Source organism: Streptomyces sp. AP-93 (genome assembly GCF_022808175.1).
Taxonomy (GTDB): Bacteria; Actinomycetota; Actinomycetes; order Streptomycetales; family Streptomycetaceae; genus Streptomyces.
Window position 1 is genome coordinate 1 of the sequence record NZ_JALGBX010000025.1, and the last position, 26,223, is coordinate 26,223.

Annotated in this window: 25 protein-coding genes; 8 read left to right on the forward strand and 17 right to left on the reverse strand. The window is 70.1% G+C overall.

Annotation, left to right across the window (positions count from 1 at the left end; translation table 11 throughout):
* Positions 1–77: 77 nt before the first annotated feature.
* Positions 78–884, reverse strand: coding sequence for a Cof-type HAD-IIB family hydrolase (locus MTF69_RS32825; RefSeq protein ID WP_243339915.1), 807 nt, complete (start codon positions 882–884; stop codon positions 78–80).
* A gap of 140 nt (positions 885–1,024) precedes the next feature.
* Between MTF69_RS32825 and fahA the strand changes: the two genes are divergently transcribed.
* The 4 genes from fahA to MTF69_RS32845 all read left to right on the forward strand — a co-directional run bounded on the left by fahA (position 1,025) and on the right by MTF69_RS32845 (position 4,996).
* Positions 1,025–2,254: a fumarylacetoacetase gene (gene fahA / locus MTF69_RS32830; RefSeq protein WP_243339919.1), complete on the forward strand. Its 1,230-nt coding sequence runs from the start codon at positions 1,025–1,027 to the stop codon at positions 2,252–2,254.
* Between the two features lie 268 nt (positions 2,255–2,522).
* Positions 2,523–3,719, forward strand: a complete 1,197-nt coding sequence (locus MTF69_RS32835; RefSeq protein WP_243339921.1) for an acyltransferase — start codon at positions 2,523–2,525, stop codon at positions 3,717–3,719.
* Between the two features lie 84 nt (positions 3,720–3,803).
* A complete protein-coding gene (locus tag MTF69_RS32840; protein ID WP_243339925.1) occupies positions 3,804–4,433 on the forward strand; it encodes a hypothetical protein in 630 nt (209 codons plus the stop codon).
* Positions 4,403–4,996: a hypothetical protein gene (locus MTF69_RS32845; RefSeq protein WP_243339927.1), complete on the forward strand. Its 594-nt coding sequence runs from the start codon at positions 4,403–4,405 to the stop codon at positions 4,994–4,996. Before MTF69_RS32840 ends, MTF69_RS32845 begins: the two co-directional genes overlap by 31 nt.
* A gap of 76 nt (positions 4,997–5,072) precedes the next feature.
* On the opposite strand, the gene nuoN is transcribed toward MTF69_RS32845, so the two are convergent.
* From nuoN to MTF69_RS32915, 14 genes are read right to left on the reverse strand one after another with little or no spacing between them, the layout of a single operon-like run.
* Positions 5,073–6,692, reverse strand: a complete 1,620-nt coding sequence (gene nuoN, locus MTF69_RS32850) for an NADH-quinone oxidoreductase subunit NuoN (RefSeq protein ID WP_243340133.1) — start codon at positions 6,690–6,692, stop codon at positions 5,073–5,075.
* A 35-nt stretch (positions 6,693–6,727) separates the two neighbouring features.
* Positions 6,728–8,329, reverse strand: coding sequence for an NADH-quinone oxidoreductase subunit M (locus MTF69_RS32855; RefSeq protein ID WP_243339929.1), 1,602 nt, complete (start codon positions 8,327–8,329; stop codon positions 6,728–6,730).
* Position 8,330: 1 nt separating this feature from the next.
* A complete protein-coding gene (gene nuoL / locus MTF69_RS32860; RefSeq protein WP_243339931.1) occupies positions 8,331–10,271 on the reverse strand; it encodes an NADH-quinone oxidoreductase subunit L in 1,941 nt (646 codons plus the stop codon).
* 9 nt (positions 10,272–10,280) lie between these two features.
* A complete protein-coding gene (gene nuoK / locus MTF69_RS32865) occupies positions 10,281–10,580 on the reverse strand; it encodes an NADH-quinone oxidoreductase subunit NuoK (RefSeq protein ID WP_112449176.1) in 300 nt (99 codons plus the stop codon).
* Positions 10,577–11,389, reverse strand: a complete 813-nt coding sequence (locus tag MTF69_RS32870) for an NADH-quinone oxidoreductase subunit J (protein ID WP_243339932.1) — start codon at positions 11,387–11,389, stop codon at positions 10,577–10,579. Before MTF69_RS32870 ends, nuoK begins: the two co-directional genes overlap by 4 nt.
* Complete coding sequence (gene nuoI, locus MTF69_RS32875) at positions 11,386–12,015, reverse strand: NADH-quinone oxidoreductase subunit NuoI (protein WP_243339933.1); 630 nt, start codon at positions 12,013–12,015, stop codon at positions 11,386–11,388. The genes MTF69_RS32870 and nuoI overlap by 4 nt, the downstream gene beginning before the upstream one ends.
* Positions 12,008–13,378 (reverse strand): NADH-quinone oxidoreductase subunit NuoH, encoded by a 1,371-nt coding sequence (gene nuoH / locus MTF69_RS32880; protein WP_243339934.1) that lies wholly within the window; start codon positions 13,376–13,378, stop codon positions 12,008–12,010. Before nuoH ends, nuoI begins: the two co-directional genes overlap by 8 nt.
* Complete coding sequence (locus MTF69_RS32885; RefSeq protein WP_243339935.1) at positions 13,375–15,882, reverse strand: NADH-quinone oxidoreductase subunit G; 2,508 nt, start codon at positions 15,880–15,882, stop codon at positions 13,375–13,377. Before MTF69_RS32885 ends, nuoH begins: the two co-directional genes overlap by 4 nt.
* Entirely contained in the window at positions 15,879–17,228 is a 1,350-nt protein-coding gene (gene nuoF / locus MTF69_RS32890) for an NADH-quinone oxidoreductase subunit NuoF (RefSeq protein WP_243339936.1), read from the reverse strand. The genes MTF69_RS32885 and nuoF overlap by 4 nt, the downstream gene beginning before the upstream one ends.
* The gene (gene nuoE, locus MTF69_RS32895; protein ID WP_374324670.1) at positions 17,228–17,983 is read right to left on the reverse strand and encodes an NADH-quinone oxidoreductase subunit NuoE; all 756 of its coding nucleotides are present in this window, start codon (positions 17,981–17,983) and stop codon (positions 17,228–17,230) included. Before nuoE ends, nuoF begins: the two co-directional genes overlap by 1 nt.
* Positions 17,980–19,320, reverse strand: coding sequence for an NADH-quinone oxidoreductase subunit D (locus MTF69_RS32900; RefSeq protein WP_243339939.1), 1,341 nt, complete (start codon positions 19,318–19,320; stop codon positions 17,980–17,982). The genes nuoE and MTF69_RS32900 overlap by 4 nt, the downstream gene beginning before the upstream one ends.
* Entirely contained in the window at positions 19,320–20,060 is a 741-nt protein-coding gene (locus tag MTF69_RS32905; protein ID WP_374324673.1) for an NADH-quinone oxidoreductase subunit C, read from the reverse strand. Before MTF69_RS32905 ends, MTF69_RS32900 begins: the two co-directional genes overlap by 1 nt.
* A complete protein-coding gene (locus tag MTF69_RS32910; RefSeq protein ID WP_243339941.1) occupies positions 20,057–20,611 on the reverse strand; it encodes an NADH-quinone oxidoreductase subunit B family protein in 555 nt (184 codons plus the stop codon). The genes MTF69_RS32905 and MTF69_RS32910 overlap by 4 nt, the downstream gene beginning before the upstream one ends.
* 15 nt (positions 20,612–20,626) lie before the next feature.
* Positions 20,627–20,986, reverse strand: coding sequence for an NADH-quinone oxidoreductase subunit A (locus MTF69_RS32915; RefSeq protein WP_030010013.1), 360 nt, complete (start codon positions 20,984–20,986; stop codon positions 20,627–20,629).
* 933 nt (positions 20,987–21,919) lie between these two features.
* On the opposite strand from MTF69_RS32915, the gene MTF69_RS32920 reads away from it, so the two are divergent.
* Positions 21,920–22,792, forward strand: coding sequence for a C40 family peptidase (locus MTF69_RS32920; RefSeq protein ID WP_243339942.1), 873 nt, complete (start codon positions 21,920–21,922; stop codon positions 22,790–22,792).
* Between the two features lie 170 nt (positions 22,793–22,962).
* Here the strand turns inward: MTF69_RS32920 and MTF69_RS32925 are convergent, their stop codons facing one another.
* Positions 22,963–23,376, reverse strand: coding sequence for a hypothetical protein (locus MTF69_RS32925; protein WP_243339944.1), 414 nt, complete (start codon positions 23,374–23,376; stop codon positions 22,963–22,965).
* Between the two features lie 372 nt (positions 23,377–23,748).
* Between MTF69_RS32925 and MTF69_RS32930 the strand changes: the two genes are divergently transcribed.
* Complete coding sequence (locus MTF69_RS32930) at positions 23,749–24,093, forward strand: hypothetical protein (protein ID WP_243339946.1); 345 nt, start codon at positions 23,749–23,751, stop codon at positions 24,091–24,093.
* A gap of 94 nt (positions 24,094–24,187) precedes the next feature.
* Here the strand turns inward: MTF69_RS32930 and MTF69_RS32935 are convergent, their stop codons facing one another.
* The gene (locus MTF69_RS32935; RefSeq protein WP_243339947.1) at positions 24,188–25,180 is read right to left on the reverse strand and encodes a hypothetical protein; all 993 of its coding nucleotides are present in this window, start codon (positions 25,178–25,180) and stop codon (positions 24,188–24,190) included.
* Between the two features lie 189 nt (positions 25,181–25,369).
* Here MTF69_RS32935 and MTF69_RS32940 point away from each other — a divergent pair, with 189 nt between their 5' ends.
* On the forward strand, positions 25,370–25,738 hold the full coding sequence (locus MTF69_RS32940) for a hypothetical protein (protein ID WP_243339949.1): 369 nt from the start codon (positions 25,370–25,372) through the stop codon (positions 25,736–25,738).
* Complete coding sequence (locus MTF69_RS32945) at positions 25,735–26,181, forward strand: DNA-binding protein (RefSeq protein WP_243339951.1); 447 nt, start codon at positions 25,735–25,737, stop codon at positions 26,179–26,181. Before MTF69_RS32940 ends, MTF69_RS32945 begins: the two co-directional genes overlap by 4 nt.
* Positions 26,182–26,223 lie beyond the last annotated feature (42 nt).

A 26,223-nucleotide genomic window follows, 5' to 3' on the forward strand; every position in this document is an offset into this window, starting at 1 on the left:
CACCGACCACACCCCAGCCCCGCCGGCGTTTGAGGCGCAGGGGCCCGGGGACTGGTCCCCGGCAACGGCGCCGCACGCTAAGCGAACAACCGCTCCAGGACCACCGCAATGCCATCCGCCTCGTTCGAGAGGGTGACCTCGTCCGCGACGGCCAACAGTTCCCGGTGGGCGCCCGCCATCGCCACCCCGTGCGCCGCCCAGGCGAACATCGGGATGTCGTTCGGCATGTCGCCGAAGGCGATCGTGGACGACCCGGAGACGTCCAGGAGCTCCGCCGCCACCGCCAGACCGCTCGCCTTGTCGATGCCGGGGGGCTGGAGTTCGACCGTGTGCTCCCCCGCCATCGTGACGTTGACCAGGTCCCCGACCACGCCCCGGGCGATCTCCGTCAGCTCGTCGTCCGAGAGGCGGGGGTGCTGGAGGAGCACCTTGTTGATCGGGGAGCTCCACAGGTCGGAGCGCCGGGCCACCGACACCACCGGAAGGTGCGGGTGCCACATCCGGTAGCCCGGCCCCATCAGCATCTCCGCGTCGACGCCCTCCTGGTTGACCGCCGCGTAGACCTCCCCCACCTCCGCTTCGATCTTCCCGAGGGCGACTTCGGCCAGCTCCCGGTCCATGGCCACGGAGTGCAGGAGCAGCCCGGCCGCCGCGTCGTAGACCTGCGCTCCCTGCCCGCACACGGCGAGTCCCGTGTAGCCGAGGCCGTCCAGGACGTGGCGGACCTGCGGAACAGGGCGGCCCGTCACGATGATGTGCCGGGCGCCGGCCGCGCGGGCGGCGGCGAGGGCCGTGTGGGAGCGGGCCGAGACGGTGTCTCCGGCGCGCAGCAGAGTCCCGTCCAGGTCGGTGGCCACGAGTGCATAGGGGAGGGCGGAAGTCACGCGTCCAGGATACGGACCTCCTCGGACAAGTCCTACAAATAGTGCCCGAATCCGGCCTCCCGCACGCCCCACCAGCCCCTTAACCTGTCAAGCAGCTCCCGGGACACCCCCGGGCCGCGTCGAAAGCGAGGCAGCACCCCATGCCCCAGCAGAGCCCCCTCGATGTGCCCGAGGGCGACCCGTTCGGGCCGCACAACCTCCCCTACGGCGTGTTCTCCACCGCCGGTGCCGGGGAGGAGCGCCGCCGCATCGGTGTCCGCATCGGCGGACACGTACTCGACGCCGGGGCGGCCGCGGCCGCGCTCGGGTCCCCGTACGCCGGACTGCTCGGGCAGCCCTCGCTCAACCCGCTGCTCGCCGCGGGCCGTACCGCCTGGAAGGACGTGCGCCGCGCGCTGACCGCCTGGGTCACCGACCCCGGCCACCGGCCCTCCGTCGAGCCGCACCTGCTGCCGCTGGAGGAGGTCGTCCTGCACCTCCCGTACGAGGTCGCCGACTACGTCGACTTCTACGCGAGCGAGCACCACGCCACCAACGTCGGCCGGATGTTCCGCCCGGACGGCGACGCCCTGACCCCCAACTGGAAGCACCTGCCCATCGGTTATCACGGCCGGGCGGGAACGATCGTGGTCTCCGGCACGGACGTCGTGCGCCCCTCCGGCCAGCGCAAGGCCCCCACCGACCCGGCGCCCGTCTTCGGACCCTCCGTGAAGCTCGACATCGAGGCCGAGGTCGGCTTCGTCGTCGGCACCCCCTCGGAGCAGGGCCGCCCCGTGGCCCTCGGCGACTTCGAGGAGCACGTCTTCGGGCTGTTCCTGCTCAACGACTGGTCCGCGCGCGACATCCAGGCCTGGGAGTACGTGCCGCTCGGCCCCTTCCTCGGCAAGTCCTTCGCCACGTCCGTCTCCGCCTGGGTCACCCCGCTGGAGGCCCTGGATGCGGCCCGGGTCGCCCCGCCGGCCCGTGACTTCCCGCTCCTGCCCTACCTCGAGGACTCCGCCGCGGACCGCCCCGGCGGCTTCGACCTGCGCATCACCGTCTCCCTCAACGGGCAGGAGGTGGCCACGCCGCCGTTCGCCTCGATGTACTGGACCGCCGCCCAGCAGCTCGCGCACATGACCGTCAACGGCGCCTCGCTGCGCACCGGCGACGTGTACGGCTCGGGCACGGTCAGCGGCCCGGAGACCGGCCAGCGCGGCTCGCTGCTGGAACTCACCTGGAACGGCCGCGACGCCATCGAGCTCGCCGACGGCAAGCGCACCTTCCTGGAAGACGGCGACACCGTCACGCTCACCGCGTGGGCACCGGGCGCCGACGGCACCCGCGTGGGCCTCGGCGAGGTCACCGGCCGCATCGTGGGCAGCCGCTGAACCCACTCGCCGGGCACGGTCGTACGGACCGTGCCCGACCCGCAAGCCCCGGCGCCCCGTCCTTGGCGCCGGGGCTTGCGTGGTGACGCGGTAGGGGATTTGGGAATCGGCAAGGTTTCCCCCGATGACACCCAACCGCCACCCCACAGCCGCCCCACACCCTCAACCCACGGTTAGGCTCGCCGCGGCAGATGCCCGGCCCCCTCGTCTTCAACGGGCGCGGCAGTGCGCAACAGCGTAAAGACCGCCCGAAGGACGAGACGGACTCATGGCCCATGCCGCAGCAAGACCGACGGAGGGGCGCATTCCGCCCGCCCTCACAGCCTCCGGCCCGGCACTGGCGGAGACGGCCGGGCCGCGGCCCGCACCCCGCCTGTACGCGCTCGACGGGCTGCGTCTGCTGGCCGCCCTCGCCGTCCTGGCGTTCCACTGGACCGCCCACGCGGGCGTACCGGAAATCTGGGGCGGCAAGGTCCCGTCCGAGTTCATGCCGCACATCGCCAGGTACACCTCGTACGGCTGGCTCGGCGTGCAGCTGTTCTTCATCATCAGCGGCTTCGTGATCTGCATGAGCTGCTGGGGGCGCAAGCCCGGCGACTTCTTCGTCTCACGGGTCGTCCGCGTCTTCCCCGCCTACTGGGCGGCCGTCCTGCTGACCGCGGGCGTACTCACGCTGGTGCCCCACCTCGGCCGGCCCGGTGCTCGCACCGGTCTGGACGTCCAGACCGTGCTGGTGAACTTCACCATGTTCGTCAGCCCGCTCGGATCCCAGTACGTCGACGGCGTCTACTGGACGCTCTGGATGGAGCTGCAGTTCTACCTGCTCTTCGCGATCGTCGTGACGATGGGCCTCACCTACCGCCGGGTCGTCGCGTTCTGCGGCATCTGGGCCGCCGCCGCACTCCTCGCCCCGCAGACGAAGATCCCGCTCCTGGAGAGCTTCGCCATGCCCCAGGAGTCCCCGTACTTCATCGCCGGCGTCGCCCTCTTCCTGATGCACCGCTTCGGCCCGAGCCTGCTCCTGTGGGGCATCGTCGGATTCTCCTGGCTCGTCGCGCTCAGCCGGATACGCCGGCTGAAGCTCACTTACGAGGACGCCACCCAGCACCCGCTCTCCTGGACTGTCGTCGCCACCATCGTCACCCTCTCCTACCTGGTGATCATTGCGGTGGCCCTGGGCTACTTCGACCGGGTCCGGTGGAAGGGCCTGACCGTCGCCGGCGCCCTCACCTACCCCCTCTACCTCATCCACCAGGAAGCCGGCTGGACCTTGATCCACTGGCTGCGCACCCTGGGCATCGGACCGGGCGCCGCGCTCGCCGTCTCCCTGGCCGTCGCACTCCTCACGGCCTGGCTCATCCACCGACTCGTGGAACGACCGCTCAGCGGTCTGATGAAGCGCGGGCTGAACAAGTCCCTCGTCACGATGCGTGCGGCGTCCGACGCACGCGACCACCCTCTGTAAAAGCTGCGCCGCGCGCCGCGCGTGGGACCACGCGATCGGGCCACCCGTCTGGCACCGGCCCCACCCGGAGCGCACGCTGCGGACATGATCCCCAGCACCGGAATCCTCGCGCTGGCCGCCGCCACCCTCCTCGCGCCCCAGGCAGCCGCCGACCACCTCGCCCTCGCCACCGCGTACCGCGCGACCGCCCCCTACCTGGACCCCCACGCCGCCACCGCCGCCGGCTACGTCCCCGACGCGTACTGCGTCCCCGGCAAGGCCGGGGCAGGGGGGCTCGGTTACCCCCACTTCAACCACGCCTACGACGATTCCCTCGACCCGGCGAAGCCCACCGCCCTCATCTACGTCGACGACGCCCGCGGCACCCGCCGCCTCGCCGCCCTCGAATGGGTCTTCACGGGAGCGGACCGGCCCCCGAACCTGTTCGGCGCAGCCTTCAACGGACCGATCCCCGGAAAGTTCCCAGGTCAGCCGCCCCACTACAAGCTGCGGGTCTGGCTGTGGAAGGAGAACCCCGGCGGCCGCTTCGCCCTCTACAACCCGGACGTGAGCTGCCGCCCGGGAACCACCCGTCCGGCCCCGACCCCGCTCCCCGGACCCCCCGTTCGGAGCCCTGCCGCGTGCAGCCCCGCAGTCCCGCCTGGATGGTGGACGAAAGCCCCCGAACGGCAGGAGTCGTCCCCATGCCCCTCCGCCCCCGGAAAGCCTTCCTGACCTGCGCGGCCGCGATATCCCTCGGCCTGGCCGCCACCGCCGTCCCGGCCCACGGCGTGGAGGGGCCCGCTCCCGATCCGAGGAACGCCAAGGCGATGCGCGACATGGCCACGGCGATCCGGGTGACGGCCAAGTACGTGGACGAGCGGCAGGCCCTCAAGGACGGGTACGTACCGCACGGCACGGAGTGCATGACCAACCCGTTCGGGGTCGGCACCATGGGCTACCACTACGTGAAGCAGGCCAACTGGGGTTCGACGGACCCGAGCAGGCCGGCCGCCCTCCTCTACAGCACCGAGAAGGACGGGAACGGCCGCCGCAAGCTCCAGGCGGTGGAGTGGATGTCCACCGACCGGGACCAGGACCTGAAGACCACCGACGACCGGCCGAGCATGTTCGGCCTGCCCTTCGACGGGCCGATGCCGGGCCACTGGGCGGGCATGCCCAAACACTACGACCTGCACATGTGGGCGTACGAGGACAACCCGGCGGGCCGCTTCCACAACTGGAACCCCGCCCTGACCTGCCCGAAGACCACCACCCCCGCGCCCCACCCGCACTGACCCCGGAACCGGCCGGTACGGCGAAGGGCCCGGCTCCCCCGAAGGGAAGCCGGGCCCCAGGCCGTACCCGGTAGGGTCAGCGCACGAACGTGCTCGCGCTCCCCGCCAGGTCCAGGAAGTACTGCGGGGCCACGCCCAGCACCACCGTGACGGCGACGCCGACCGCGATCGTCGTCATCGTCAGCGGGGACGGGACGGCGACCGTGGGGCCGTCCGCCTTCGGCTCGCTGAAGAACATCAGGACGATCACCCGGATGTAGAAGAACGCGGCGATCGCGGACGAGATGACACCGACCACGACCAGCGCTCCCGCGCCGCCCTCCGCCGCCGCCTTGAACACGGCGAACTTGCCGGAGAAGCCGGAGGTCAGCGGGATGCCCGCGAAGGCGAGCAGGAAGACCGCGAAGACCGCCGCTGTGAGAGGTGAACGGCGCCCCAGGCCCGCCCACTTGGACAGGTGCGTGGCCTCACCGCCCGCGTCGCGCACCAGCGTGACCACCGCGAAGGCGCCGATCGTCACGAAGGAGTACGCGGCCAGGTAGAAGAGGACGGACTGGATGCCCTCCGCCGAGGTGGCGATCACACCGGCCAGGATGAAGCCGGCGTGCGCGATGGAGGAGTAGGCGAGGAGCCGCTTGACGTCGGTCTGGGTGACCGCGATGACCGCACCGGCCAGCATCGTGACGATCGCGACGCCCCACATGACCGGCCGCCAGTCCCAGCGCAGGCCGGGCAGCACCACGTACAGCAGCCGCAGGAGGGCGCCGAACGCGGCCACCTTCGTCGCCGCCGCCATGAAGCCGGTGACCGGGGTGGGGGCGCCCTGGTAGACGTCCGGGGTCCACATGTGGAAGGGGACCGCGCCGACCTTGAAGAGCAGGCCCATCAGGATCAGTGCGCCGCCGATCAGCAGCAGCGCGTCGTTGCCCATGGTGTCGGCGAGCGCCGGGTCGATGTTCGCCACGGTGCCGTCGACGACCTCCGCGATCGTCGCGTACGAGACGGAGCCCGCGTAGCCGTAGACGAGTGCGATGCCGAAGAGGAGGAAGGCGGAGGAGAAGGCGCCGAGCAGGAAGTACTTGACGGCCGCCTCCTGCGACATCAGCCGCTGGCGGCGGGCGAGGGCGCAGAGCAGGTACAGCGGGAGGGAGAAGACCTCCAGGGCCACGAACAGCGTCAGCAGGTCGTTGGCCGCGGGGAAGATCAGCATGCCGGCGACCGCGAACAGGGCGAGCGGGAAGACCTCGGTGGTGGTGAAGCCCGCCTTGACGGCTTCCTTCTCGCTCTCGCTGCCCGGTACGGACGCCGCCTGTGCGGCGAAGGAGTCCACCCGGTTGCCGTGGGCGGCCGGGTCCAGGCGCCGCTCGGCGAAGGTGAAGACCGCCACGACCGAGGCCAGGATGATCGTGCCCTGCAGGAAGAGCGCCGGGCCGTCGACGGCGATGGCGCCCATGGCCGCGATCTGCGCCTTGGAGCCGCCGTACCCGCCGGCGGCGAGTCCGACGACCGCCGCGAAGGCCGAGGCCAGCGCGGCGACGGCGAGGAACACCTGCGTGTAGTAACGGGCCTTGCGCGGTACGAACGCCTCTACGAGGACTCCGATGATCGCCGCGCCCAGCACGATGAGCGTGGGCGACAGCTGGGCGTACTCGATCTGCGGGGCCGGGATCTTGTCGATCGGCGCCGCGGCCGCCAGGGTCGGCAGCAGGTTCTGGGCAGCAGTCAGGGTGCTCACTTCGACTCCTCCCCCTTGTTGGTGGGCTTCGCCTCGACAGCCACCTCGGGCTTCGGGTCGGTCTGCTTGACGTCCGACATGGTGTGCTTCACCGCCGGGTTGACGATGTCGGTCAGGACCTTCGGGTAGACGCCCAGTCCGATCAGCAGCGCGATCAGCGGGGCGACCACCAGGACCTCCCGCAGGCGCAGGTCCGGCATGGTGCGGACCTCCTCCTTGACCGGGCCGGTCATGGTGCGCTGGTAGAGGACCAGCGTGTAGAGCGCCGCCAGCACGATGCCGAAGGTGGCGATGATGCCGACGACCGGGTACCGGGCGAACGTGCCGACCAGGACCAGGAACTCGCTGACGAACGGGGCGAGGCCCGGGAGCGACAGGGTGGCCAGGCCGCCGATCAGGAAGGTGCCGGCCAGGACCGGGGCCACCTTCTGCACGCCTCCGTAGTCGGCGATGAGCCGGGAGCCGCGCCGCGAGATCAGGAAGCCGGCGACCAGCATGAGCGCCGCCGTCGAGAGACCGTGGTTGACCATGTACAGCGTCGCGCCCGACTGGCCCTGGGAGGTCATCGCGAAGATGCCCAGGATGATGAAGCCGAAGTGCGAGATGGAGGCGTAGGCGATCAGCCGCTTGATGTCCCGCTGCCCGACCGCGACCAGCGCGCCGTAGATGATGCTGATCAGGGCCAGGACCAGGATCACCGGCGTGGCCCACTTGCTGGCCTCGGGGAAGAGCCCGAGGCAGAAGCGCAGCATCGCGAAGGTGCCGACCTTGTCGACGACGGCGGTGATCAGGACGGCGACCGGGGCCGTGGCCTCGCCCATCGCGTTCGGCAACCAGGTGTGCAGCGGCCAGAGCGGGGCCTTCACCGCGAAGGCGAAGAAGAAGCCGAGGAACAGCCAGCGCTCGGTGTTGGTCGCCATGTCGAGCGTGCCCGCGGCGCGGGCGGCGGCGATCTCCTGGAGCGAGAAGTTCCCGGCGACCACGTACAGCCCGATGACGGCGGCCAGCATGATCAGGCCGCCGACCAGGTTGTAGAGGAGGAACTTGACCGCCGCGTACGAGCGCTGCGCGGCCGCGTTCTCGTCCGACCCGGAGTGAGCCCGGTCCCCGAAGCCGCCGATGAGGAAGTACATCGGGATGAGCATGGCTTCGAAGAAGATGTAGAAGAGGAAGACGTCGGTGGCCTCGAAGGAGATGATCACCATCGCCTCGACCAGCAGGATCAGGGCGAAGAAGCCCTGGGTCGGCCGCCAGCGCGAGGAATGCGTCTCCAGGGGGTCGGCGTCGTGCCAGCCGGCCGCGATCACGAAGGGGATCAGCAGCGCGGTGAGTGCGATCAGCACCACCCCGATGCCGTCGACGCCCAGTTCGTAGCGGACGCCGAAGTCCGCGATCCAGGAGCGCGATTCGGTGAGCTGGTAGCGGTCGCCACCCGGCTCGAAGCGGACCGCGACGAGCACGGCCAGGGCCAGGGTCGCCAGCGAGAAGAACAGGGCGAGCCATTTGGCGGCGGTCCGGCGGGCGGCCGGGACGGCCGCCGTCAGGATCGCACCGACCGCGGGGACCGCGGCCGTCACCGTCAGAAGCGGGAAACTCATCTCACACCGCCCTCATCAGCAGGGTCGCGGCGATCAGGATCGCCGTGCCCCCGAACATCGAGACCGCGTAGCTGCGGGCGTAGCCGTTCTGCAGCTTGCGCAGCCGGCCCGACAGCCCGCCGACTCCGGCGGCCGTCCCGTTGACCACGCCGTCGACCAGGCTGTGGTCGACGTAGACGAGGGAGCGGGTCAGGTGCTCCCCGCCGCGGACCAGGACCACGTGGTTGAAGTCGTCCTGGCAGAGGTCCCGCCGGGCCGCCCGGGTGAGGAGCGAGCCGCGCGGGGCGATGACCGGGACGGGCTTCCTGCCGTACATCACCCAGGCGACGGCGACACCGATGACGAGGACCACCATGGTGGCCAGCGTCACCGTCAGCGCGCTGACCGGCGGGTGGCCGTGCTCGTACCCGGTGACGGGCTCCAGCCAGCCCAGGAACCGGTCGCCGATCCCGAAGAACCCGCCCGCGAAGACCGAGCCGAAGGCCAGGATGATCATCGGGATGGTCATGGACTTCGGGGACTCGTGCGGGTGCGGCATCTCGCCGGGGTGCGCCTCGACGCCGGGCTCCACGCCGGGCGTCGTCTCCGGGTCCGGCGCCGGCTGCCAGCGCTTCTCGCCGAAGAAGGTGAGGAGCATGACCCGGGTCATGTAGAAGGCGGTGATCGCCGCGCCCAGCAGGGTCACCCCGCCGAGGATCCAGCCCTGGGTGCCGCCCTTCGCGAAGGCGGCCTCGATGATCATGTCCTTCGAGAAGAAGCCCGACAGGCCCGGGAAGCCGATGATGGCGAGGTACCCCAGCCCGAAGGTCACGAAGGTGACCGGCATGTACTTCCGCAGGCCGCCGTACTTGCGCATGTCGACCTCGTCGTTCATCCCGTGCATCACGGAACCGGCGCCGAGGAAGAGGCCCGCCTTGAAGAACCCGTGCGTGACCAGGTGCATGATCGCGAACACGTACCCGATGGGGCCGAGGCCGGCCGCCAGGATCATGTAGCCGATCTGCGACATCGTCGAGCCGGCGAGGGCCTTCTTGATGTCGTCCTTGGCGCAACCGACGATCGCACCGAAGAGGAGCGTGACGGCGCCGACGACGACCACCGCGGTCTGCGCGTCCGGCGCCCCGTTGAAGATGGCGCCCGAGCGGACGATCAGGTAGACGCCGGCGGTGACCATGGTCGCCGCGTGGATGAGGGCCGAGACCGGGGTCGGGCCCTCCATCGCGTCGCCGAGCCAGGACTGCAGCGGCACCTGGGCCGACTTGCCGCACGCGGCGAGCAGCAGCAGCAGGGCGATCGCCGTCAGCGTGCCCTCGCCGGCCTCGGACACCGAGCCGAGGACCGGGCCGAAGGCGAAGGTGCCGAAGGTGGTGAACATCAGCATGATGGCGATCGAAAGGCCCATGTCGCCGACCCGGTTGACCAGGAAGGCCTTCTTCGCGGCGGTGGCCGCGCTGGGCTTGTGCTGCCAGAAGCCGATGAGGAGGTACGAGGCGAGGCCCACGCCCTCCCAGCCGACGTACAGCAGGAGGTAGTTGTCGGCGATGACCAGGAGCAGCATCGCGGCGACGAAGAGGTTGAGGTAGCCGAAGAAGCGGCGGCGGCGCTCGTCGTGCTCCATGTACCCGATGGAGTACACGTGGATGAGCGTGCCCACCCCGGAGATCAGCAGGACGAAGGTCATCGACAGCTGGTCGAGCTGGAAGCCGATGTCGGCCTGGAAGCCCTCCACCGGGATCCAGCTGAACAGCCGCTGGTGGAAGGTCCGGTCCTCGGCGCCCTTGCCGAGCATGTCGGCGAAGAGGGTGAGGCCGATGCCGAAGGAGACGGCGGCGAGCAGGGTGCCGATCCAGTGGCCGGTCTTGTCGAGACGGCGGCCGCCGCAGAGCAGCACCACCGCTCCGAGCAGGGGCGCTGCTACCAGCAGCGCGATCATGTTCTCCACAGCGACCCCTTACAGCTTCATCAGGCTGGCGTCGTCGACCGAGGCCGAGTGGCGGGTACGGAACAGCGACACGATGATCGCGAGGCCCACCACGACCTCGGCGGCGGCGACGACCATCGTGAAGAACGCGATGATCTGGCCGTCGAGGTTGCCGTGCATCCGGGAGAAGGTGACGAAGGCGAGGTTGCAGGCGTTGAGCATGAGCTCGACGCACATGAACAGCACGATCGCGTTCTTCCGGATCAGGACGCCCGCCGCACCGATGGTGAACAGCAGCGCGGACAGGTACAGGTAGTTGACCGGGTTCACTTCGAGGCCTCCTCACGGCCGAGCCGCTCGGACGACCGCTGCTCCAGGGCCTTCAGGTCGTCCAGGGCCTGGCCGGAGACGTCCCTGATCTGGCCGCGGGCGCGCAGCGTCTGGTTGACGGTGAGCTCGGAGGGGGTGCCGTCCGGCAGCAGGCCCGCGACGTCCACGGCGTTGTGCCGGGCGTAGACGCCGGGTGCGGGCAGCGGCGGGAGCTGTACGCCCTCGCGTACGCGGCGCTCGGCCAGTTCGCGCTGGGTGGCGGCCCGCTCGGTGCGCTCGCGGTGGGTGAGCACCATCGCGCCGACGGCCGCCGTGATCAGCAGGGCGCCGGTGAGCTCGAAGGCGAACACGTACTTGGTGAAGATCAGCGTGGCCAGGCCCTCGACGTGCCCGCCGGAGTTGATCCGGCCGAGTCCGTTGAAGTGGGTGAGCCTGGCGTTGCCGATGCCGGCGATCAGCAGGATGCCGAAGCCGAGTCCGCACAGGACGGCCAGCCAGCGCTGGCCCTTGATGGTCTCGGTCAGCGAGTCCGCGGCGGTGACGCCGACGAGCATGACGATGAAGAGGAAGAGCATCATGATCGCGCCGGTGTAGACGACGACCTGGACGATGCCGAGGAAGTACGCCCCGTTGGCGAGGTAGAAGACCGCCAGGATGATCATCGTCCCGGCCAGGCTCAGGGCGCTGTGCATGGCCTTCTTCATCAGGATCGTGGCCAGTGCGCCGATGACGGCGACCGTACCGAGGACCCAGAACTGCACTGCCTCACCGGAGGAGGTGAGCGTGGCGGCTGCGGCGATGGCGCTCATGCCCCCACCCCCTCGGACGCGCTTTCGGAGGTCGCGGTCTCCGACGCGGTCTCGCCCTTGGAGACGGCCACCTGGCGGACCGTGCCGGGAGCCGCCCCGGTCACCAGCCCGCGGTAGTAGTCCGTGTCCTCGGCGCCGGGGAAGATCGAGTGCGGGGCCTCGACCATGCCCTCGGTCAGCCCGGAGAGCAGCTGCTCCTTGGTGTAGATGAGCGCTTCGCGGCTGGAGTCGGCCAGTTCGAACTCGTTCGTCATGGTCAGCGCCCGGGTCGGGCACGCCTCGACGCACAGCCCGCACAGGATGCAGCGGGCGTAGTTGATCTGGTAGACCGCGCCGTACCGCTCACCCGGGGAGTAGCGCTCCTCCTCGGTGTTGTCCGCGCCCTCGACGTAGATCGCGTCGGCGGGACAGGCCCAGGCGCACAGCTCGCACCCGATGCACTTCTCCAGACCGTCCGGGTGGCGGTTGAGCTGGTGCCGCCCGTGGAAGCGGGGTGCGGTGGTCTTTTCCTGCTCCGGGTACTGCTCGGTGAGGCGCTTCTTGAACATGGCCTTGAAGGTCACGCCGAAGCCGGCCACCGGGTTCTGCCACTTCTCGCCCTGCTCGGCGTCAGACTTGTCAGACATTCTCAGCACCCTCCTCTCGGTCACTGTCAGTATTCGCCGCGCCACTGACAATGAGCTCCCGCTCACTGCGGGGCCGCCTGCGCGGTACGGGGGCCAGGTGCTGGCCGGGCTTGGGCGGTACGGGGAACCCGCCCGCCAGGGGGTCGAAGGGTTCGGCGGCCGAGGCCAGTTCGGCATCCGCGAGGGCCGTCTTCTCCTTCTTGTCGCGGAACAGGTCCGCGACGAAGGACAGCAGCAGGAGCGCGATGACCCCGCCGCCGACGTAGAGCACGATCTCCTGGAAGTCGTAGTTCTCGTTGCGCAGCGCCCGGACGGTGGCGACCAGCATCAGCCACACCAGGGAGACCGGGATCAGCACCTTCCAGCCGAGCTTCATCAGCTGGTCGTAGCGCACGCGGGGGAGCGTGCCGCGCAGCCAGATGAAGAAAAACAGCAGCAGCTGGACCTTGAGGACGAACCAGAGCATCGGCCACCAGCCGTGGTTCGCGCCCTCCCAGTACGTGGAGATCGGCGCCGGGGCCCGCCAGCCGCCCAGGAAGAGGGTGACGGAGACCGCGGAGACGGTGACCATGTTGACGTACTCGGCGAGCATGAACAGCGCGAACTTGATCGAGGAGTACTCGGTGTTGAAGCCGCCGACCAGGTCGCCTTCGGACTCCGGCATGTCGAAGGGGGCGCGGTTCGTCTCGCCGACCATCGTGATGACGTAGATGATGAAGGAGACCGGCAGCAGGATGATGTACCAGCGGTCCGCCTGGGCTTCGACGATCGCCGAGGTCGACATCGACCCGGAGTAGAGGAAGACCGAGGCGAAGGCCGCGCCCATCGCGATCTCGTACGAGATCATCTGCGCGCAAGAGCGCAGGCCGCCGAGCAGCGGGTACGTGGAGCCGGAGGACCAGCCCGCCAGCACGATGCCGTAGATGCCGACCGAGGCCACCGCGAGGATGTAGAGCATCGCGATGGGCAGGTCGGTCAGCTGCATCGTGGTGCGCTGCCCGAAGATGGAGACCTCGTTGCCCGACGGGCCGAAGGGGATCACCGCGATGGCCATGAAGGCCGGGATCGCCGCGATGATCGGGGCCAGGACGTAGACGACCTTGTCGGCCCGCTTGACGATCAGGTCTTCCTTCAGCATGAGCTTCACGCCGTCGGCGAGCGACTGGAGCATGCCCCAGGGGCCGTGCCGGTTGGGGCCGATGCGCAGCTGCATCCAGGCGACGACCTTGCGCTCCCACACGATGGAGAAGAGCACGGTCACCATCAGGAAGGCGAAGCAGAACACCGCCTTGACGACGACGAGCCACCAGACGTCCCTGCCGAACAGGGAGAGGTCTTCGGCGGCGATCTGAACGGTGTTCACGCGCCCACCTCCGCAGGGGAGTCGCTGGTGTCGGCGGGGGTGGCCGGGCCGATGCGGACCAGGGCCCCCGGGCGGGCTCCGGTGTCGGCGAGGACCCCGGAGCCGGTGGAGTTCATCGGGAGCCAGACCACCCGGTCGGGCATCTCGGTGATGCGCAGCGGCAGTTCCACGGAGCCGGCGGGGCCGGTGACCGCGAGGACGTCGCCGTTCTTGACGCCGGTCTCGGCTGCCGTGGCGGCCGACAGGCGGGCGGAGGCCTCGTGCCGGGTGCCGGCCAGGGCCTCGTCGCCGTCCTGCAGGAGCCCCTGGTCGAGGAGGAGCCGATGGCCGGCGAGGACGGCCTCGCCCGCGCCGGGCCGGGGCAGCAGCTCCCTGTCTCCGGACTGTCCGGCGGCGCGCTCCCCGGCCCACGGGCCGAGCCCGTCGAGCTCCCGGCGTACGGCGTGTACGTCGGGCAGCGCGATCGGCCGGTCGGCCGCGTCGGCCAGCATGTGCAGCACGCGGGAGTCGGCGGGGGCGAGGCGCCGGGTCATCTGCTCGGGCTTGAGCGCGGCCTCGAACGGCCGGACCCTGCCCTCCCAGTTGATGAACGCGCCCGCCTTCTCGGCGACGGCCGCGACCGGGAAGACCACGTCCGCGTGGTCGGTGACCTCGCCGGGCCGCAGTTCCAGGGAGACCACGAAGGCCTCCTGGAGCGCGATCCTGGCGCGGGCCGGATCCGGCAGGTCGGCGAGCTCGACGCCCGCGACCAGCAGGGCGGACAGCTCCCGGGTGGCGGCGGCCTCGACGATCTGGCCGGTGTCGCGGCCGTAGCGGTGCGGCAGCTCGTCCAGGCCCCAGGCGGCGGCGACCTCGTCACGGGCCCGCGGGTCGGTGGCGGGACGGGCGCCCGGCAGCAGGGACGGCAGCGCGCCCGCCTCGACTGCGGCCCGCTCCCCGGCCCGGCGCGGGATCCACACCAGGGTGGCGCCGGTGGCGCCCGCGACCCGTACGGCCGCGGTCAGCGCGCCGGGCACGCCCGCGAGGCGCTCCCCCACGACGATGACCGCGCCGGGCAGGCGCAGCGCGTCGGAGGCGGCCTGGCCGCCGTCCTCCAGGCCGGTGTCGGAGGCCAGGGCGTTCAGCCACTCGGGCTCGGTGCCGGGGGCGGCGGCCAGCAGGGTGCCGCCCGCCTTCTCCAGGCCGCGCGTGGCGAACGGGGCGAGGGCGAAGGTCCGCTGCTTGTGCTTGCGGTGGGCCTTGCGCAGGCGCAGGAAGACCCCGGGGGCCTCCTCCTCGGCCTCGATGCCGACGAGGAGCACGGCCGGGGCCGCCTCCAGCGAGGCGTTGGTGACACCGTGTCCGTCGAGGTCCTTGCCGGTGCCCGCGACGGTGGCGGCCAGGAACTCGGTCTCCTCCGCGCTGTGCACCCGGGCCCGGAAGTCGATGTCGTTGGTGTCGAGCACGACCCGGGCGAACTTGGCGTACGCGTAGGCGTCCTCGACGGTGAGGCGTCCGCCGGTCAGCACTCCGGCCCGGCCGCGCGCGGCGGCCAGCCCGTTGGCGGCGGCCTCCAGGGCCTCGGGCCAGCTGGCCGGGGCCAGGATCCCGTCGGCGCCGCGCACCAGCGGGGTGGTGAGCCGGTCGGGGCGCTGCGCGTAGCGGAACCCGAAGCGGCCCTTGTCGCAGATCCACTCCTCGTTGACCTCGGGGTCGTCCGCGGCCATCCGGCGCAGGACCTTGCCGCGGCGGTGGTCGGTGCGCGTGGCGCAGCCGCCCGCGCAGTGCTCGCACACGCTCGGGGAGGAGACCAGGTCGAAGGGGCGGGAGCGGAACCGGTAGGCGGCCGAGGTGAGGGCGCCGACCGGGCAGATCTGGATGGTGTTGCCGGAGAAGTACGACTCGAAGGGGTCGCCCTCGCCGATGCCGACCTGCTGGAGCGCGCCGCGTTCCAGCAGCTCGATCATCGGGTCGCCGGCGATCTCGTTGGAGAAGCGGGTGCAGCGCGCGCACAGCACGCACCGCTCGCGGTCCAGCAGCACCTGCGTGGAGATCGGTACCGGCTTCTCGTACGTCCGCTTCCGGCCCTCGAAACGCGATTCGGCGTTTCCGTGGGACATCGCCTGGTTCTGCAGCGGGCACTCGCCGCCCTTGTCGCAGACCGGGCAGTCCAGCGGGTGGTTGATGAGCAGCAGCTCCATCACCCCGCGCTGGGCCTTGTCGGCGACCGGGGAGGTCAGCTGGGTCTTGACGACCATGCCGTCGGTGCAGGTGATGGTGCAGGAGGCCATCGGCTTGCGCTGGCCCTCGACCTCGACGATGCACTGGCGGCAGGCGCCGACCGGGGAGAGGAGGGGGTGGTCGCAGAACCGGGGGATCTCGATGCCGAGCTGTTCGGCGGCCCGGATGACCAGGGTCCCCTTGGGCACCGACAGTTCGATGCCGTCGATGGTCAGGGAGATCTGGTCCACGGGCGGGACCGCCGCTTCCCCGCCGCCGGAGGCCGCTGTTGTGGTCACGGTCATGCGGTCACCTCCGTGTCGGCCCAGAGGGTCGACTTCTTGGGGTCGAAGGGGCAGCCCTTGCCCGTGATGTGCTGCTCGTACTCCGCGCGGAAGTACTTGAGCGAGGAGAAGATGGGGCTGGCGGCGCCGTCGCCGAGCGCGCAGAACGACTTGCCGTTGATGTTGTCGGCGATGTCGTTCAGCTTGTCGAGGTCGGACATGACCCCCTTGCCCGCTTCGATGTCGCGGAGCAACTGGACCAGCCAGTACGTGCCTTCGCGGCAGGGTGTGCACTTGCCGCAGGACTCGTGGGCGTAGAACTCGGTCCAGCGGGTCACCGCCCGCACCACGCAGGTCGTCTCGTCGAAGCACTGCAGGGCCTTGGTGCCGAGCATGGAGCCGGCCGCGCCGACGCCCTCGTAGTCGAGGGGGACGTCGAGGTGCTCCTCGGTGAACATCGGGGTGGAGGAGCCGCCCGGGGTCCAGAACTTCAGCCGGTGCCCGGGGCGCATGCCGCCGCTCATGTCGAGGAGCTGGCGCAGGGTGATCCCGAGCGGGGCCTCGTACTGGCCGGGGCCGACGACGTGCCCGGAGAGCGAGTACAGCGTGAAGCCGGGGGACTTCTCGGTCCCCATCGACTTGAACCAGTCCTTGCCCTTGTTCAGGATCGCGGGAACCGAGGCGATGGACTCCACGTTGTTCACGACAGTGGGGCAGGCGTAGAGGCCCTCGACGGCGGGGAAGGGGGGACGCAGCCGGGGCTGGCCGCGGCGGCCTTCGAGGGAGTCCAGAAGGGCCGTTTCCTCGCCGCAGATGTAGGCGCCCGCGCCCGCGTGCACGGTGATGTCGAGCTTCAGCCCGCTCCCGAGGATGTTTTCTCCGAGGTACCCGGCCTCGTAGGCCTCGCGGACCGCCTCGTGCAGGCGCCGCAGGACCGGCACGGTCTCACCGCGCAGGTAGATGAAGGCGTGCTCCGAGCGGATCGCGTAGCAGGCGATGATCATTCCCTCGATGAGGGAGTGCGGGTTGGCGAAGAGGAGGGGGATGTCCTTGCAGGTTCCCGGCTCCGACTCGTCCGCGTTCACGACGAGGTAGTGCGGCTTGCCGTCGCCCTGCGGGATGAACTGCCACTTCATTCCGGTGGGGAAGCCTGCGCCGCCGCGTCCGCGCAGACCGGAGTCCTTCACGTAGGCGATCAGATCGTCCGGGGTCATGGCGAGGGCCTTGCGCAGGCCCTCGTAGCCCTCGTGGCGCCGGTAGGTCTCCAGCGTCCACGACTGCGGCTCGTCCCAGAACGCCGACAGGACGGGCGCGAGGAGCTTCTCCGGACTCGTTCCGTTCTTACTCAGTTCGGTGGACACGGTCATCACTCCCCTCCCTCGATGGTGGCCTCGCCGCGCGGGTGCACGATCGGGGTGTGCGGGACCTCGCCGCGCGCGATGCGCAGGCCGATCAGGGACGCGTGACCCGCGCCGCCACTGGCCTCGACCGCGCCCTCGCGCTCGTCCGGGAAGCCCGCCAGGATCCGGGCGGTCTCCTTGTACGTGCACAGCGGCGCGCCCCGGGTCGGCTCCACGGTGCGGCCGGCCAGCAGGTCGTCCACCATGGCCTTGGCGGACTCGGGGGTCTGGTTGTCGAAGAACTCCCAGTTGACCATCACCACGGGGGCGTAGTCGCAGGCCGCGTTGCACTCGATGTGTTCGAGGGTGACCTTGCCGTCGGCGGTGGTCTCGTTGTTGCCGACCCCGAGGTGCTCCTTGAGCTCCTCGAAGATGGCGTCGCCACCCATGACCGCGCACAGGGTGTTCGTGCACACGCCGACCTGGTAGTCCCCGGAGGGCCCCCGCCGGTACATCGTGTAGAAGGTCGCCACGGCCGTGACCTCGGCGGTCGTCAGGCCCAGCACCTCGGCGCAGAACCGGATGCCGGTGCGCGAGACGTAGCCCTCCTCCGACTGGATGAGGTGGAGCAGCGGCAGCAGCGCGGAGCGGCTGTCGGGGTAGCGGGCGATGACCTCCTTCGCGTCCGCTTCGAGCCGGGCGCGCACGTCGGCCGGGAAGTCGGGTGCCGGAAGCTTGGGCATGCCCAGGCTCACCCCTGATACGGGCTGATTGGCCGTCATCGGTCGACGCCTCCCATCACGGGGTCGATGGAGGCGACGGCCACGATGACGTCGGCGATCTGGCCGCCCTCGCACATCGCCGCCATGGCCTGCAGGTTGGTGAAGGACGGGTCGCGGAAGTGGACCCGGTAGGGGCGGGTTCCGCCGTCGGAGACGACGTGCACGCCGAGCTCGCCCTTGGGCGACTCCACGGCCGCGTAGGCCTGGCCGGCCGGTACCCGGAAGCCCTCGGTCACCAGCTTGAAGTGGTGGATGAGGGACTCCATGGAGGTGCCCATGATCTGCTTGATGTGGTCGAGCGAGTTGCCGAGGCCGTCGGGACCCATCGCGAGCTGCGCGGGCCACGCGATCTTCTTGTCGGCGACCATCACCGGGCCCGGCTCCAGCCGCTCCAGGCACTGCTCGACGATCCGCAGGGACTGGCGCATCTCCTCCAGCCGGATCAGGAACCGCCCGTAGGAGTCACAGGACTCGGTGGTCGGCACGTCGAACTCGTAGTTCTCGTAGCCGCAGTACGGGTCCGTCTTGCGCAGGTCGTGCGGGAGGCCGGCGGAGCGCAGGATCGGGCCGGTGGCGCCGAGCGCCATGCAGCCGGTGAGGTCGAGGTAGCCGACGTCCTGCATGCGCGCCTTGAAGATGGGGTTGCCGGTGGCGAGCTTGTCGTACTCCGGCAGGTTCTTCTTCATGGTCTTCACGAAGTCGCGGAGCTGGTCCACGGCGCCCGGGGGCAGGTCCTGCGCGAGGCCGCCGGGGCGGATGAACGCGTGGTTCATGCGCAGTCCGGTGATCAGCTCGAACACGTCGAGGATCAGCTCGCGGTCGCGGAACCCGTAGATCATGATCGTGGTCGCGCCCAGCTCCATGCCGCCGGTGGCGATGCACACCAGGTGGGAGGAGAGCCGGTTGAGCTCCATCAGCAGGACGCGGATGACGGTGGCGCGGTCCGGGATCTGATCGGTGATGCCGAGCAGCTTCTCGACGCCCAGACAGTACGCCGTCTCGTTGAAGAACGGCGTCAGGTAGTCCATGCGCGTGACGAAGGTGGTGCCCTGCGTCCAGTTCCGGTATTCGAGGTTCTTCTCGATGCCGGTGTGGAGGTAGCCGATGCCGCAGCGGGCCTCGGTGACCGTCTCGCCGTCGATCTCCAGGATCAGGCGGAGCACTCCGTGGGTGGAGGGGTGCTGGGGGCCCATGTTGACGACGATCCGCTCGTCGTCGGCACGGGCCGCCGACTGGACGATCTCGTCCCAGTCGCCGCCGGTGACGGTGTAGACGGTGCCCTCGGTCGTTTCGCGGGCAGAGGCGTGGCTTGACGCGTTGTTCGATGTGGGGGACATCAGCTGTACGACCTCCGCTGGTCGGGAGCCGGGATCTGGGCGCCCTTGTACTCGATGGCGATGCCGCCGAGCGGGTAGTCCTTGCGCTGCGGGAAGCCCTGCCAGTCGTCCGGCATCATGATCCGGGTGAGGGCCGGGTGCCCGTCGAAGATCAGGCCGAAGAAGTCGTACGTCTCGCGCTCGTGCCAGTCGTTCGTCGGGTAGACGGAGACGATCGAGGGGACGTGCGGGTCGGCGTCCGGGGCCGTCACCTCCAGGCGCACGATCCGGCCGTGGGTGAGCGAGCGCAGGTGGTAGACGGCGTGCAGCTCGCGGCCCTTGTCATCGAGGAAGTGCACTCCGCTGACCCCGGTGCAGAGCTCGAAGCGCAGGGCCGGGTCGTCGCGCAGGGTCCTGGCGACGAGGAGCAGGTGCTCGCGCGCGATGTGGAGGGTCAGCTCCCCCCGGTCGACGACGACCTTCTCGATCGCGTTCTCGGGGAGCAGGCCCTGCTCCTCCAGCGCCCCTTCGAGCTCGTCGACGACCTCGTCGAAGTACGAACCGTACGGGCGGGCGCTCGCGCCGGGCATCGCCACGGTGCGCACGAGCCCGCCGTAGCCGCTGGTGTCGCCGCCGTCCGAGGCGCCGAACATGCCCTTGCGGACGCCGATCACCTCGGGGCCGGCCGCGCCGCGGGGCGCGGGCACGTTGTCGCCGTCGCCGGCATGGGGGCCGTTCTGCACGGCCGGGTCCTCGCTCACCGCAGGAGCCCCTTCATCTCAATGGTGGGGAGCGCCTTGAGGGCCGCCTCCTCCGCCTCGCGGGCCGCCTCTTCCCGGTTCACGCCGAGCTTGCCGCCCTGGATCTTCTGGTGGAGCTTGAGGATCGCGTCGAGCAGCATCTCGGGGCGGGGCGGGCAGCCGGGCAGGTAGATGTCCACGGGGACGATGTGGTCGACGCCCTGGACGATCGCGTAGTTGTTGAACATTCCGCCCGAAGACGCACAAACACCCATAGAGATGACCCACTTGGGAGCGGGCATCTGGTCGTACACCTGCCGCAGCACCGGCGCCATCTTCTGGCTGACCCGGCCCGCCACGATCATCAGGTCGGCCTGGCGCGGGGATCCGCGGAAGACCTCCATGCCGAAGCGGGCCAGGTCGTACCGGCCCGCTCCGGTGGTCATCATCTCGATGGCGCAGCAGGCCAGGCCGAAGGTGGCCGGGAAGACGGACGCCTTGCGCACCCATCCCGCGGCCTGTTCGACGGTGGTCAGCAGAAAGCCGCTCGGCAGCTTCTCTTCCAGTCCCATGGAAAATTCAGCCCCTCAGTCCCATTCCAGGCCGCCGCGGCGCCATACGTAGGCGTAGGCGACGAAGACGGTGAGCACGAAGAGGAGCATCTCGACGAGCCCGAAGATCCCCAGCGAGTCGAAGGTGACCGCCCAGGGGTAGAGGAAGACAACCTCGATGTCGAAGACGATGAAGAGCATCGCCGTCAGGTAGTACTTGATGGGGAAGCGGCCGCCGCCGGCCGGCATGGGAGTGGGCTCGATGCCGCACTCGTAAGCTTCAAGTTTTGCCCGGTTGTACCGTTTTGGGCCGATCAGCGTGGCCATGACCACGGAGAAGATCGCAAACCCTGCGCCGAGGGCGCCGAGCACGAGGATGGGCGCGTACGCATTCACGCTCCTCGCTCCTTCCAGTCGTCCTTGACCGTTGGACCGCTGTGCCGGCGCCGCGCGCCCCGCCTCCCACGTCTCGCATGTGAGGCAGTTCACAAGCCGGACTGGTGCGCATCTTATGCCCGCCCATCTGTGATCTGCGACACGGGTTACAACAACGAGTTTGTGATCTCCACCACCTGACGAACGATCATGAAGCCCAATGAGTAGTGATCTTCATACGTGAAGCATCCACATGATCACCAAAGGTGACATCCGCACCTGTCGTCGCAGGTGGAGGGCCTGTTGCACTATCAAATCGTGGCCACTGCATGCAAATTGGCAACGTGGTGCGCGTGATGATAAAGGGATCGGCACCCCCCGGCCGGGGGACCCCGCGCGGACGGGAGTGGACGCGTGCATGCATTCACTAAGTCGGGGCAGAGGAGGACTCGGGGGTCACCCGGAGAGGGGGACTCGGGGGTCATCCCGAGAGGGGGACTCCGGGGGCATCCCGAGAGGAGCCGGAGGCGGTCCGAAGGCGACCCGGAGGTGACTCCGGGGCGGAGCGGCGGCCGGGTCGCGCCCGATCGCGGGACGGCTCCGACCCGGCTTTGATCCGGCTCCGGCGCGGCTCCGGGCCGTCGGCGCGTTCACGGTTCGGTCACAGGAGGGCCACAGCGTCCGCATCGCGTGACGCTTCTGTGACCTGCGCCACTCGGAATTCGCGGTACCGAAAGGGGGCTTGGCCATCAGTGCGGGTGGATGGTAGGCCCGGGATCAATTCGGACTTATTGCGGAAACCCCATGATCACAGCCCTGTGACCGGCTGTCCGATTCGCCCGTTACGGCGTCAATAAGAGTTCCGACGCGCCCGGTTAGCCCGGTTCGCGCACAACTGTGGCGCAGACCACGTTTCTTGAAGGGAACCGGCGCGCCCTGATAGCGGTTGTACCCATGTCCCTCACCGCTCACATACCCAGCCACCGGAAGCCCCGCCGCAGCGCCTCGAAGCTCGCGGTCCGCGCCGGAGTTGCCGGTGGCGTCCTCAGCACCCTGGCCATGGCCGGCACGGCGAGCGCCACCCCCTCCGCCGAGCCCGCGCACGAGACCACGCTCGAAATGCCGGTCCTCGACCTGGACCTGAGCGCCGAGGTGTCCTCGCACGTGGCCAAGGCCGCGGAGAACACCCGCGCCGCCGCCGTCGACGGCGAGCTCAACGCCCTGGAGGCGACGGCCCGCACGGGCGCCGCCGCCGAGGCCAAGAAGCTCAAGGCCGACGCCCAGCAGAAGGCCGACGCCGAGGCCAAGGCGAAGGCCGAGAAGGCCGAGGCGGACCGCAAGGCCGAGGCCGAGCGCGCCAACCGCAGCACGGCCCGCACCCCGATCCAGAGCAACTCCGGGTCCTCCTCGTCGAACGGCTCCTCCGCGGGGTCCTCCTCGCAGGGCAAGGGCACCGTCACGGCCCCCGCGACCGGCTCCGCCGCCGCCATCGTCAACTTCGCCCGCGCGCAGGTCGGCAAGGCCTACGTCATGGGCGGCACCGGCCCGTCCTCGTTCGACTGCTCGGGCCTGGTCCAGGCCGCGTACCGGCAGGCCGGCATCACCCTGCCGCGCATGTCGCAGGCGCAGTCCAGCTTCGGCAAGTCGGTCTCCCTGAGCGCCCTCCAGGCGGGCGACATCCTGTACTGGGGCTCCAAGGGCAGCGCGTACCACGTCGCCGTCTACGTCGGCGGCGGCAAGTTCGTCGGCGCGCAGAACTCCAGCACCGGCATCGTCGAGCGCTCCCTGAGCTACGACCGGCCGACGGGCGCCGTCCGCGTCCTCTGACATCTCCCCGCAGTCCCGGGCCGCTCCCGGTGACGCACGAAAGGCCGGTACTCCCCCGCTCGGGGGTGGAGTACCGGCCTTTCGGCGTCCTGGGGGCTCCTGGAAGCGCCCGGAGGCGCCCGGGGCCCCTGAGGGGCGCCTGGGGGCCTTCACGGCCCCGCGCCGCTGCGTCAGTCGAGGAACGTCGCCGAGGTGATCTTGTTCTTGAAGTTGACGCTGGCGTTGCCCGTGTAGCCCGGGGGGAGCGAGCCGATCAGACCGGTGAGGTTCACTTCGGTGGCCACCTTCCACGTGTACGTGTCCCGGTTCCGGTAGGACGCGGTGTCGTCGTTCGTCACCCGGTTCCGGCCGGCGCAGCCCTCCGGTCCGACGAAGAGGTCGTTGAAGAAGTTCCAGTCCGACGACATCAGGTCGAAGACACAACCCCCTTGGTAGGAGTTGTAGTAAAGGCCGAACTCGCTGGTTTCCAGATAGCCGTTCCGCTCCGTGTTGGCGGCGGCCGGACCGGCTGCCGCCAGGAGAACTGCGCCCACGGATACCGCCGCGACGCAGCCGGCGGCGATTTTGTTAAGGGCCTTGTTCATTGGTTATTTCTCCATCTTCAGGGAATTGATTCCGGCCGGGATTAAACCTTCCGGGGCACCACAGGGCAAGGGCCTTCTCGGCTGTTCAGGCCACAACCCGCATGGCGGGTAACGGACTTGTCCGCATTGGGGGCACCTGATTACGCTCTCCCGCGGCCTCCGCCCCCTCCCCCGCACCTGCGCGCCCTTCCACTCCGCCGACCGCAAGGGAAACACCTCGTGCGTGTACGCGAAATATCCTCGTCACTCCTTTTGTGCTGCCTCGCGCTGACCGGATGCGGAGGCGGGGAAGTCCCGGGGAAGAACTCCGGAGCGGGAAAGTCCGGACTTACGGCCGGGCCCACTGCCACACCCTCGATCGCGGCGGCGGACATGCCGTTCTACACGTGCATGCAGCAGCACGGAATGACCATCTCCTACGGGGACAACGGCGCTCCGCACTTCGTGGAGAAGGAGAGCCCGCAGTTCCTCCCGGCCCAGCAGGCCTGCCTGTCGCTGCTCCCTCCCCCCTCCCCCGTCCAGGCGGGCCCGCAGGAACTCGCCGCCGCGCGCAAGTCCTCCGAGTGCATGCGGGGACGGGGCATCTCCTGGTATCCGGACCCGGATCCGGTCACCGGCGAGGTACAGCAGAAGGACGGCGGCACCTCCGAGCAGTGGCAGGCGCTCAAGCGGGACCACCTCGACGCGTACCGGGCCTGCCTGCCGCGGCCCTCCTGACCGGCGCGGGCACGGCGCAGCGGCCCGCGCACGGCGCAACGGGCCCGGACACGGCGCAATGGGCCCGGACACGACTCAATGGCCCGCACACGGCTCAGAGGAGCCCTGCCGCCAGCTTGTAGCGGGCCTCGCGCTGCTTCTTGTACAGCGCGAGGGTCTCGGCCCGCTCCTCCACCAGCCGCTCCTGATAGGCCTTCTCCACCGCCGCCCAGATGCCCACGAGGTTCACCTCGCGCTTGCAGGCGACGTCGGCCTTGGCCGCGGTGACGGCCTTGGGGCCGCCCGGATCGGCCTCCAAGCCGAGCTTCTGGACGACCTCGTAGGGATCCTTCAGCCCGGTGTACCCCGACTTCCCCATGCACGCGGACCAGTTCTTCAGCACCTCGGCCACCCGCGAATCGCCCTTGGAGCGTTCGTGCGCCTCCGATGCCAGCCCGAACGGGAACAGCAGGTCCACGCTGTCCTTCGTCGGCGCGTACAGCTTGCGGTACGCCTCCCGCAGGCATCCGCCGACCGGCACCTTCTGCCCGCCGACGTCGATGCCGCTGTCCACCCGCGCGGCCTCCTCCTCGGACGGGGCGTCCGGGGGCTGCGCGGCGCCGCCCTGCTCCCCGCCCGGCCGTTCGCCGTGCATGACCAGGGCGGCGCTCTCGCTCAGCGGGGTGGCCGGGGGCTTGACCGGCCGCCCCTTGCCCGCGGTCGCGTCGTAGCCGTGGGCCGCCGCGAACACCGGATCGGCCGGCCCGAAGAGCGTGCGGTGCCGGCCCTCGGGCCCCTGGGCGCCGGCGGGATCGGACGGCCTGACCTCCTCGTACGGGAACCCGTACCGGGCCATGCACCGGGAGAGCAGCCGCTGCTGCACCTGCCCCATGCGGACCGTCTCGGCCTCGGTGTCCGTGTACGCGTCCAGGGGCAGCGAGAGCGAGGCGGTCGCCGGGGCGACGGCGATCTCACCGAGTTCCGGCTCGCCGCGCGCGCCGCCGCCGTCCGGATCCGAACAGCCGGCCAGGACGAGCGCCAGCAGGACGGCGGCCGGGAGGGCGGGTCGCGGGAGCGGACGGGAGCGTATGCCGGAAGACCTGTTCACTCTCGGAAATTGAACAGCCCGGCCGGTGCCGGGGACAAGGCCTTCTCACCTGCTGGTCAGCCAAACTTCTTGCCTGGAAACCGACTTGCCGCCCCGTCCCGCCCGGCGGGCACCTCGCGCCGAACGGGCGGGGTGCTGCCAAGATGGCCGGGGCGAGCACGCCCGAGTCGCCCCCGGAAGTGGTGATCCGTGACGCCCAGCCCGTCCGACGAAGCCGACGCAGCTGACGAAGTCGATGAAGCCGACGAAGCCCCCGGTACCGCCCCGGCCGCCGCCGGGCTCGGACTCCTGTCCCTCGGCGGCTGGCTGCTGACCACCACCCGCCCCTGGCAGAAGCCAGGCTCCCCGCTCACGCTCACCCTGGAGTGGACGGCCTCGGGGACCCTGCTGCTCTGCGGCCTGGTCCTGCTGACCCGCTGCGTCCGCCGTGTCCACGGCACGGCCGAGCCCGCACAATGGCTCGCCGCGCAGAAGCTCCGCGAGGTCGTGACCGCCGACCGCAAGGCGTTCGGCCCCGTCTCCGCCGAAGCACGGCGGCAGGCGGAACAGGAGTGGTGAGCAAGCGCCTCAAGATCAAGGCGAAGAGCGAGGGCACGCTCGCCCTGGACGCCCAAGGGCTTTCACTGCACGTCGACGGTGACGAGGGGATGCGCGCGCGCATCGAGGTCGCTCAGCAGAGCGGCCGGCGCGTGGCACTGTCCGCGCTGACGCCCTTGGAGGTGCGCCGAACAGGAGAAGCCGCCAAGCGACTCCAGTTCCTGCCGTCCCGGTTCGACGTGAAACCGGTCAACGACGCGGTCACAGACGCCGCAGCGACGCTACTGGACGCCTCGGGCCTTGACGGGCACGAATGCCTCGTGGACGCACTCGTGGTGGCCACGGCCGCACTCTGCACTCCCCCGGTACTGCTCGTCACTTCCGACAAGTCGCACATCCCCGCACTGTCCAAGGCCGCCGAGGAACTTCCGGGCTCACCGAAGGTGAAGACCGTCAACGTCTGAAGGCCGAACACGGAGAGCCTGGCCGCTCAGCTCTCCACCGAG

Excerpts from the sequence above, each read along its gene's own strand:
- fahA (WP_243339919.1), top strand. The coding sequence starts at position 1,025 with ATGCCCCAGCAGAGCCCCCTCGATGTGCCCGAGGGCGACCCGTTCGGG.
- MTF69_RS32835 (WP_243339921.1), top strand. The coding sequence starts at position 2,523 with ATGGCCCATGCCGCAGCAAGACCGACGGAGGGGCGCATTCCGCCCGCC.
- MTF69_RS32840 (WP_243339925.1), top strand. The coding sequence starts at position 3,804 with ATGATCCCCAGCACCGGAATCCTCGCGCTGGCCGCCGCCACCCTCCTC.
- MTF69_RS32845 (WP_243339927.1), top strand. The coding sequence starts at position 4,403 with ATGCCCCTCCGCCCCCGGAAAGCCTTCCTGACCTGCGCGGCCGCGATA.
- MTF69_RS32855 (WP_243339929.1), bottom strand. The coding sequence starts at position 8,329 with ATGAGTTTCCCGCTTCTGACGGTGACGGCCGCGGTCCCCGCGGTCGGT.
- MTF69_RS32870 (WP_243339932.1), bottom strand. The coding sequence starts at position 11,389 with ATGAGCGCCATCGCCGCAGCCGCCACGCTCACCTCCTCCGGTGAGGCA.
- nuoI (WP_243339933.1), bottom strand. The coding sequence starts at position 12,015 with ATGTCTGACAAGTCTGACGCCGAGCAGGGCGAGAAGTGGCAGAACCCG.
- MTF69_RS32885 (WP_243339935.1), bottom strand. The coding sequence starts at position 15,882 with ATGACCGTGACCACAACAGCGGCCTCCGGCGGCGGGGAAGCGGCGGTC.
- nuoF (WP_243339936.1), bottom strand. The coding sequence starts at position 17,228 with ATGACCGTGTCCACCGAACTGAGTAAGAACGGAACGAGTCCGGAGAAG.
- nuoE (WP_374324670.1), bottom strand. The coding sequence starts at position 17,983 with ATGACGGCCAATCAGCCCGTATCAGGGGTGAGCCTGGGCATGCCCAAG.
- MTF69_RS32900 (WP_243339939.1), bottom strand. The coding sequence starts at position 19,320 with ATGTCCCCCACATCGAACAACGCGTCAAGCCACGCCTCTGCCCGCGAA.
- MTF69_RS32910 (WP_243339941.1), bottom strand. The coding sequence starts at position 20,611 with ATGGGACTGGAAGAGAAGCTGCCGAGCGGCTTTCTGCTGACCACCGTC.
- MTF69_RS32920 (WP_243339942.1), top strand. The coding sequence starts at position 21,920 with ATGTCCCTCACCGCTCACATACCCAGCCACCGGAAGCCCCGCCGCAGC.
- MTF69_RS32925 (WP_243339944.1), bottom strand. The coding sequence starts at position 23,376 with ATGAACAAGGCCCTTAACAAAATCGCCGCCGGCTGCGTCGCGGCGGTA.
- MTF69_RS32930 (WP_243339946.1), top strand. The coding sequence starts at position 23,749 with ATGCCGTTCTACACGTGCATGCAGCAGCACGGAATGACCATCTCCTAC.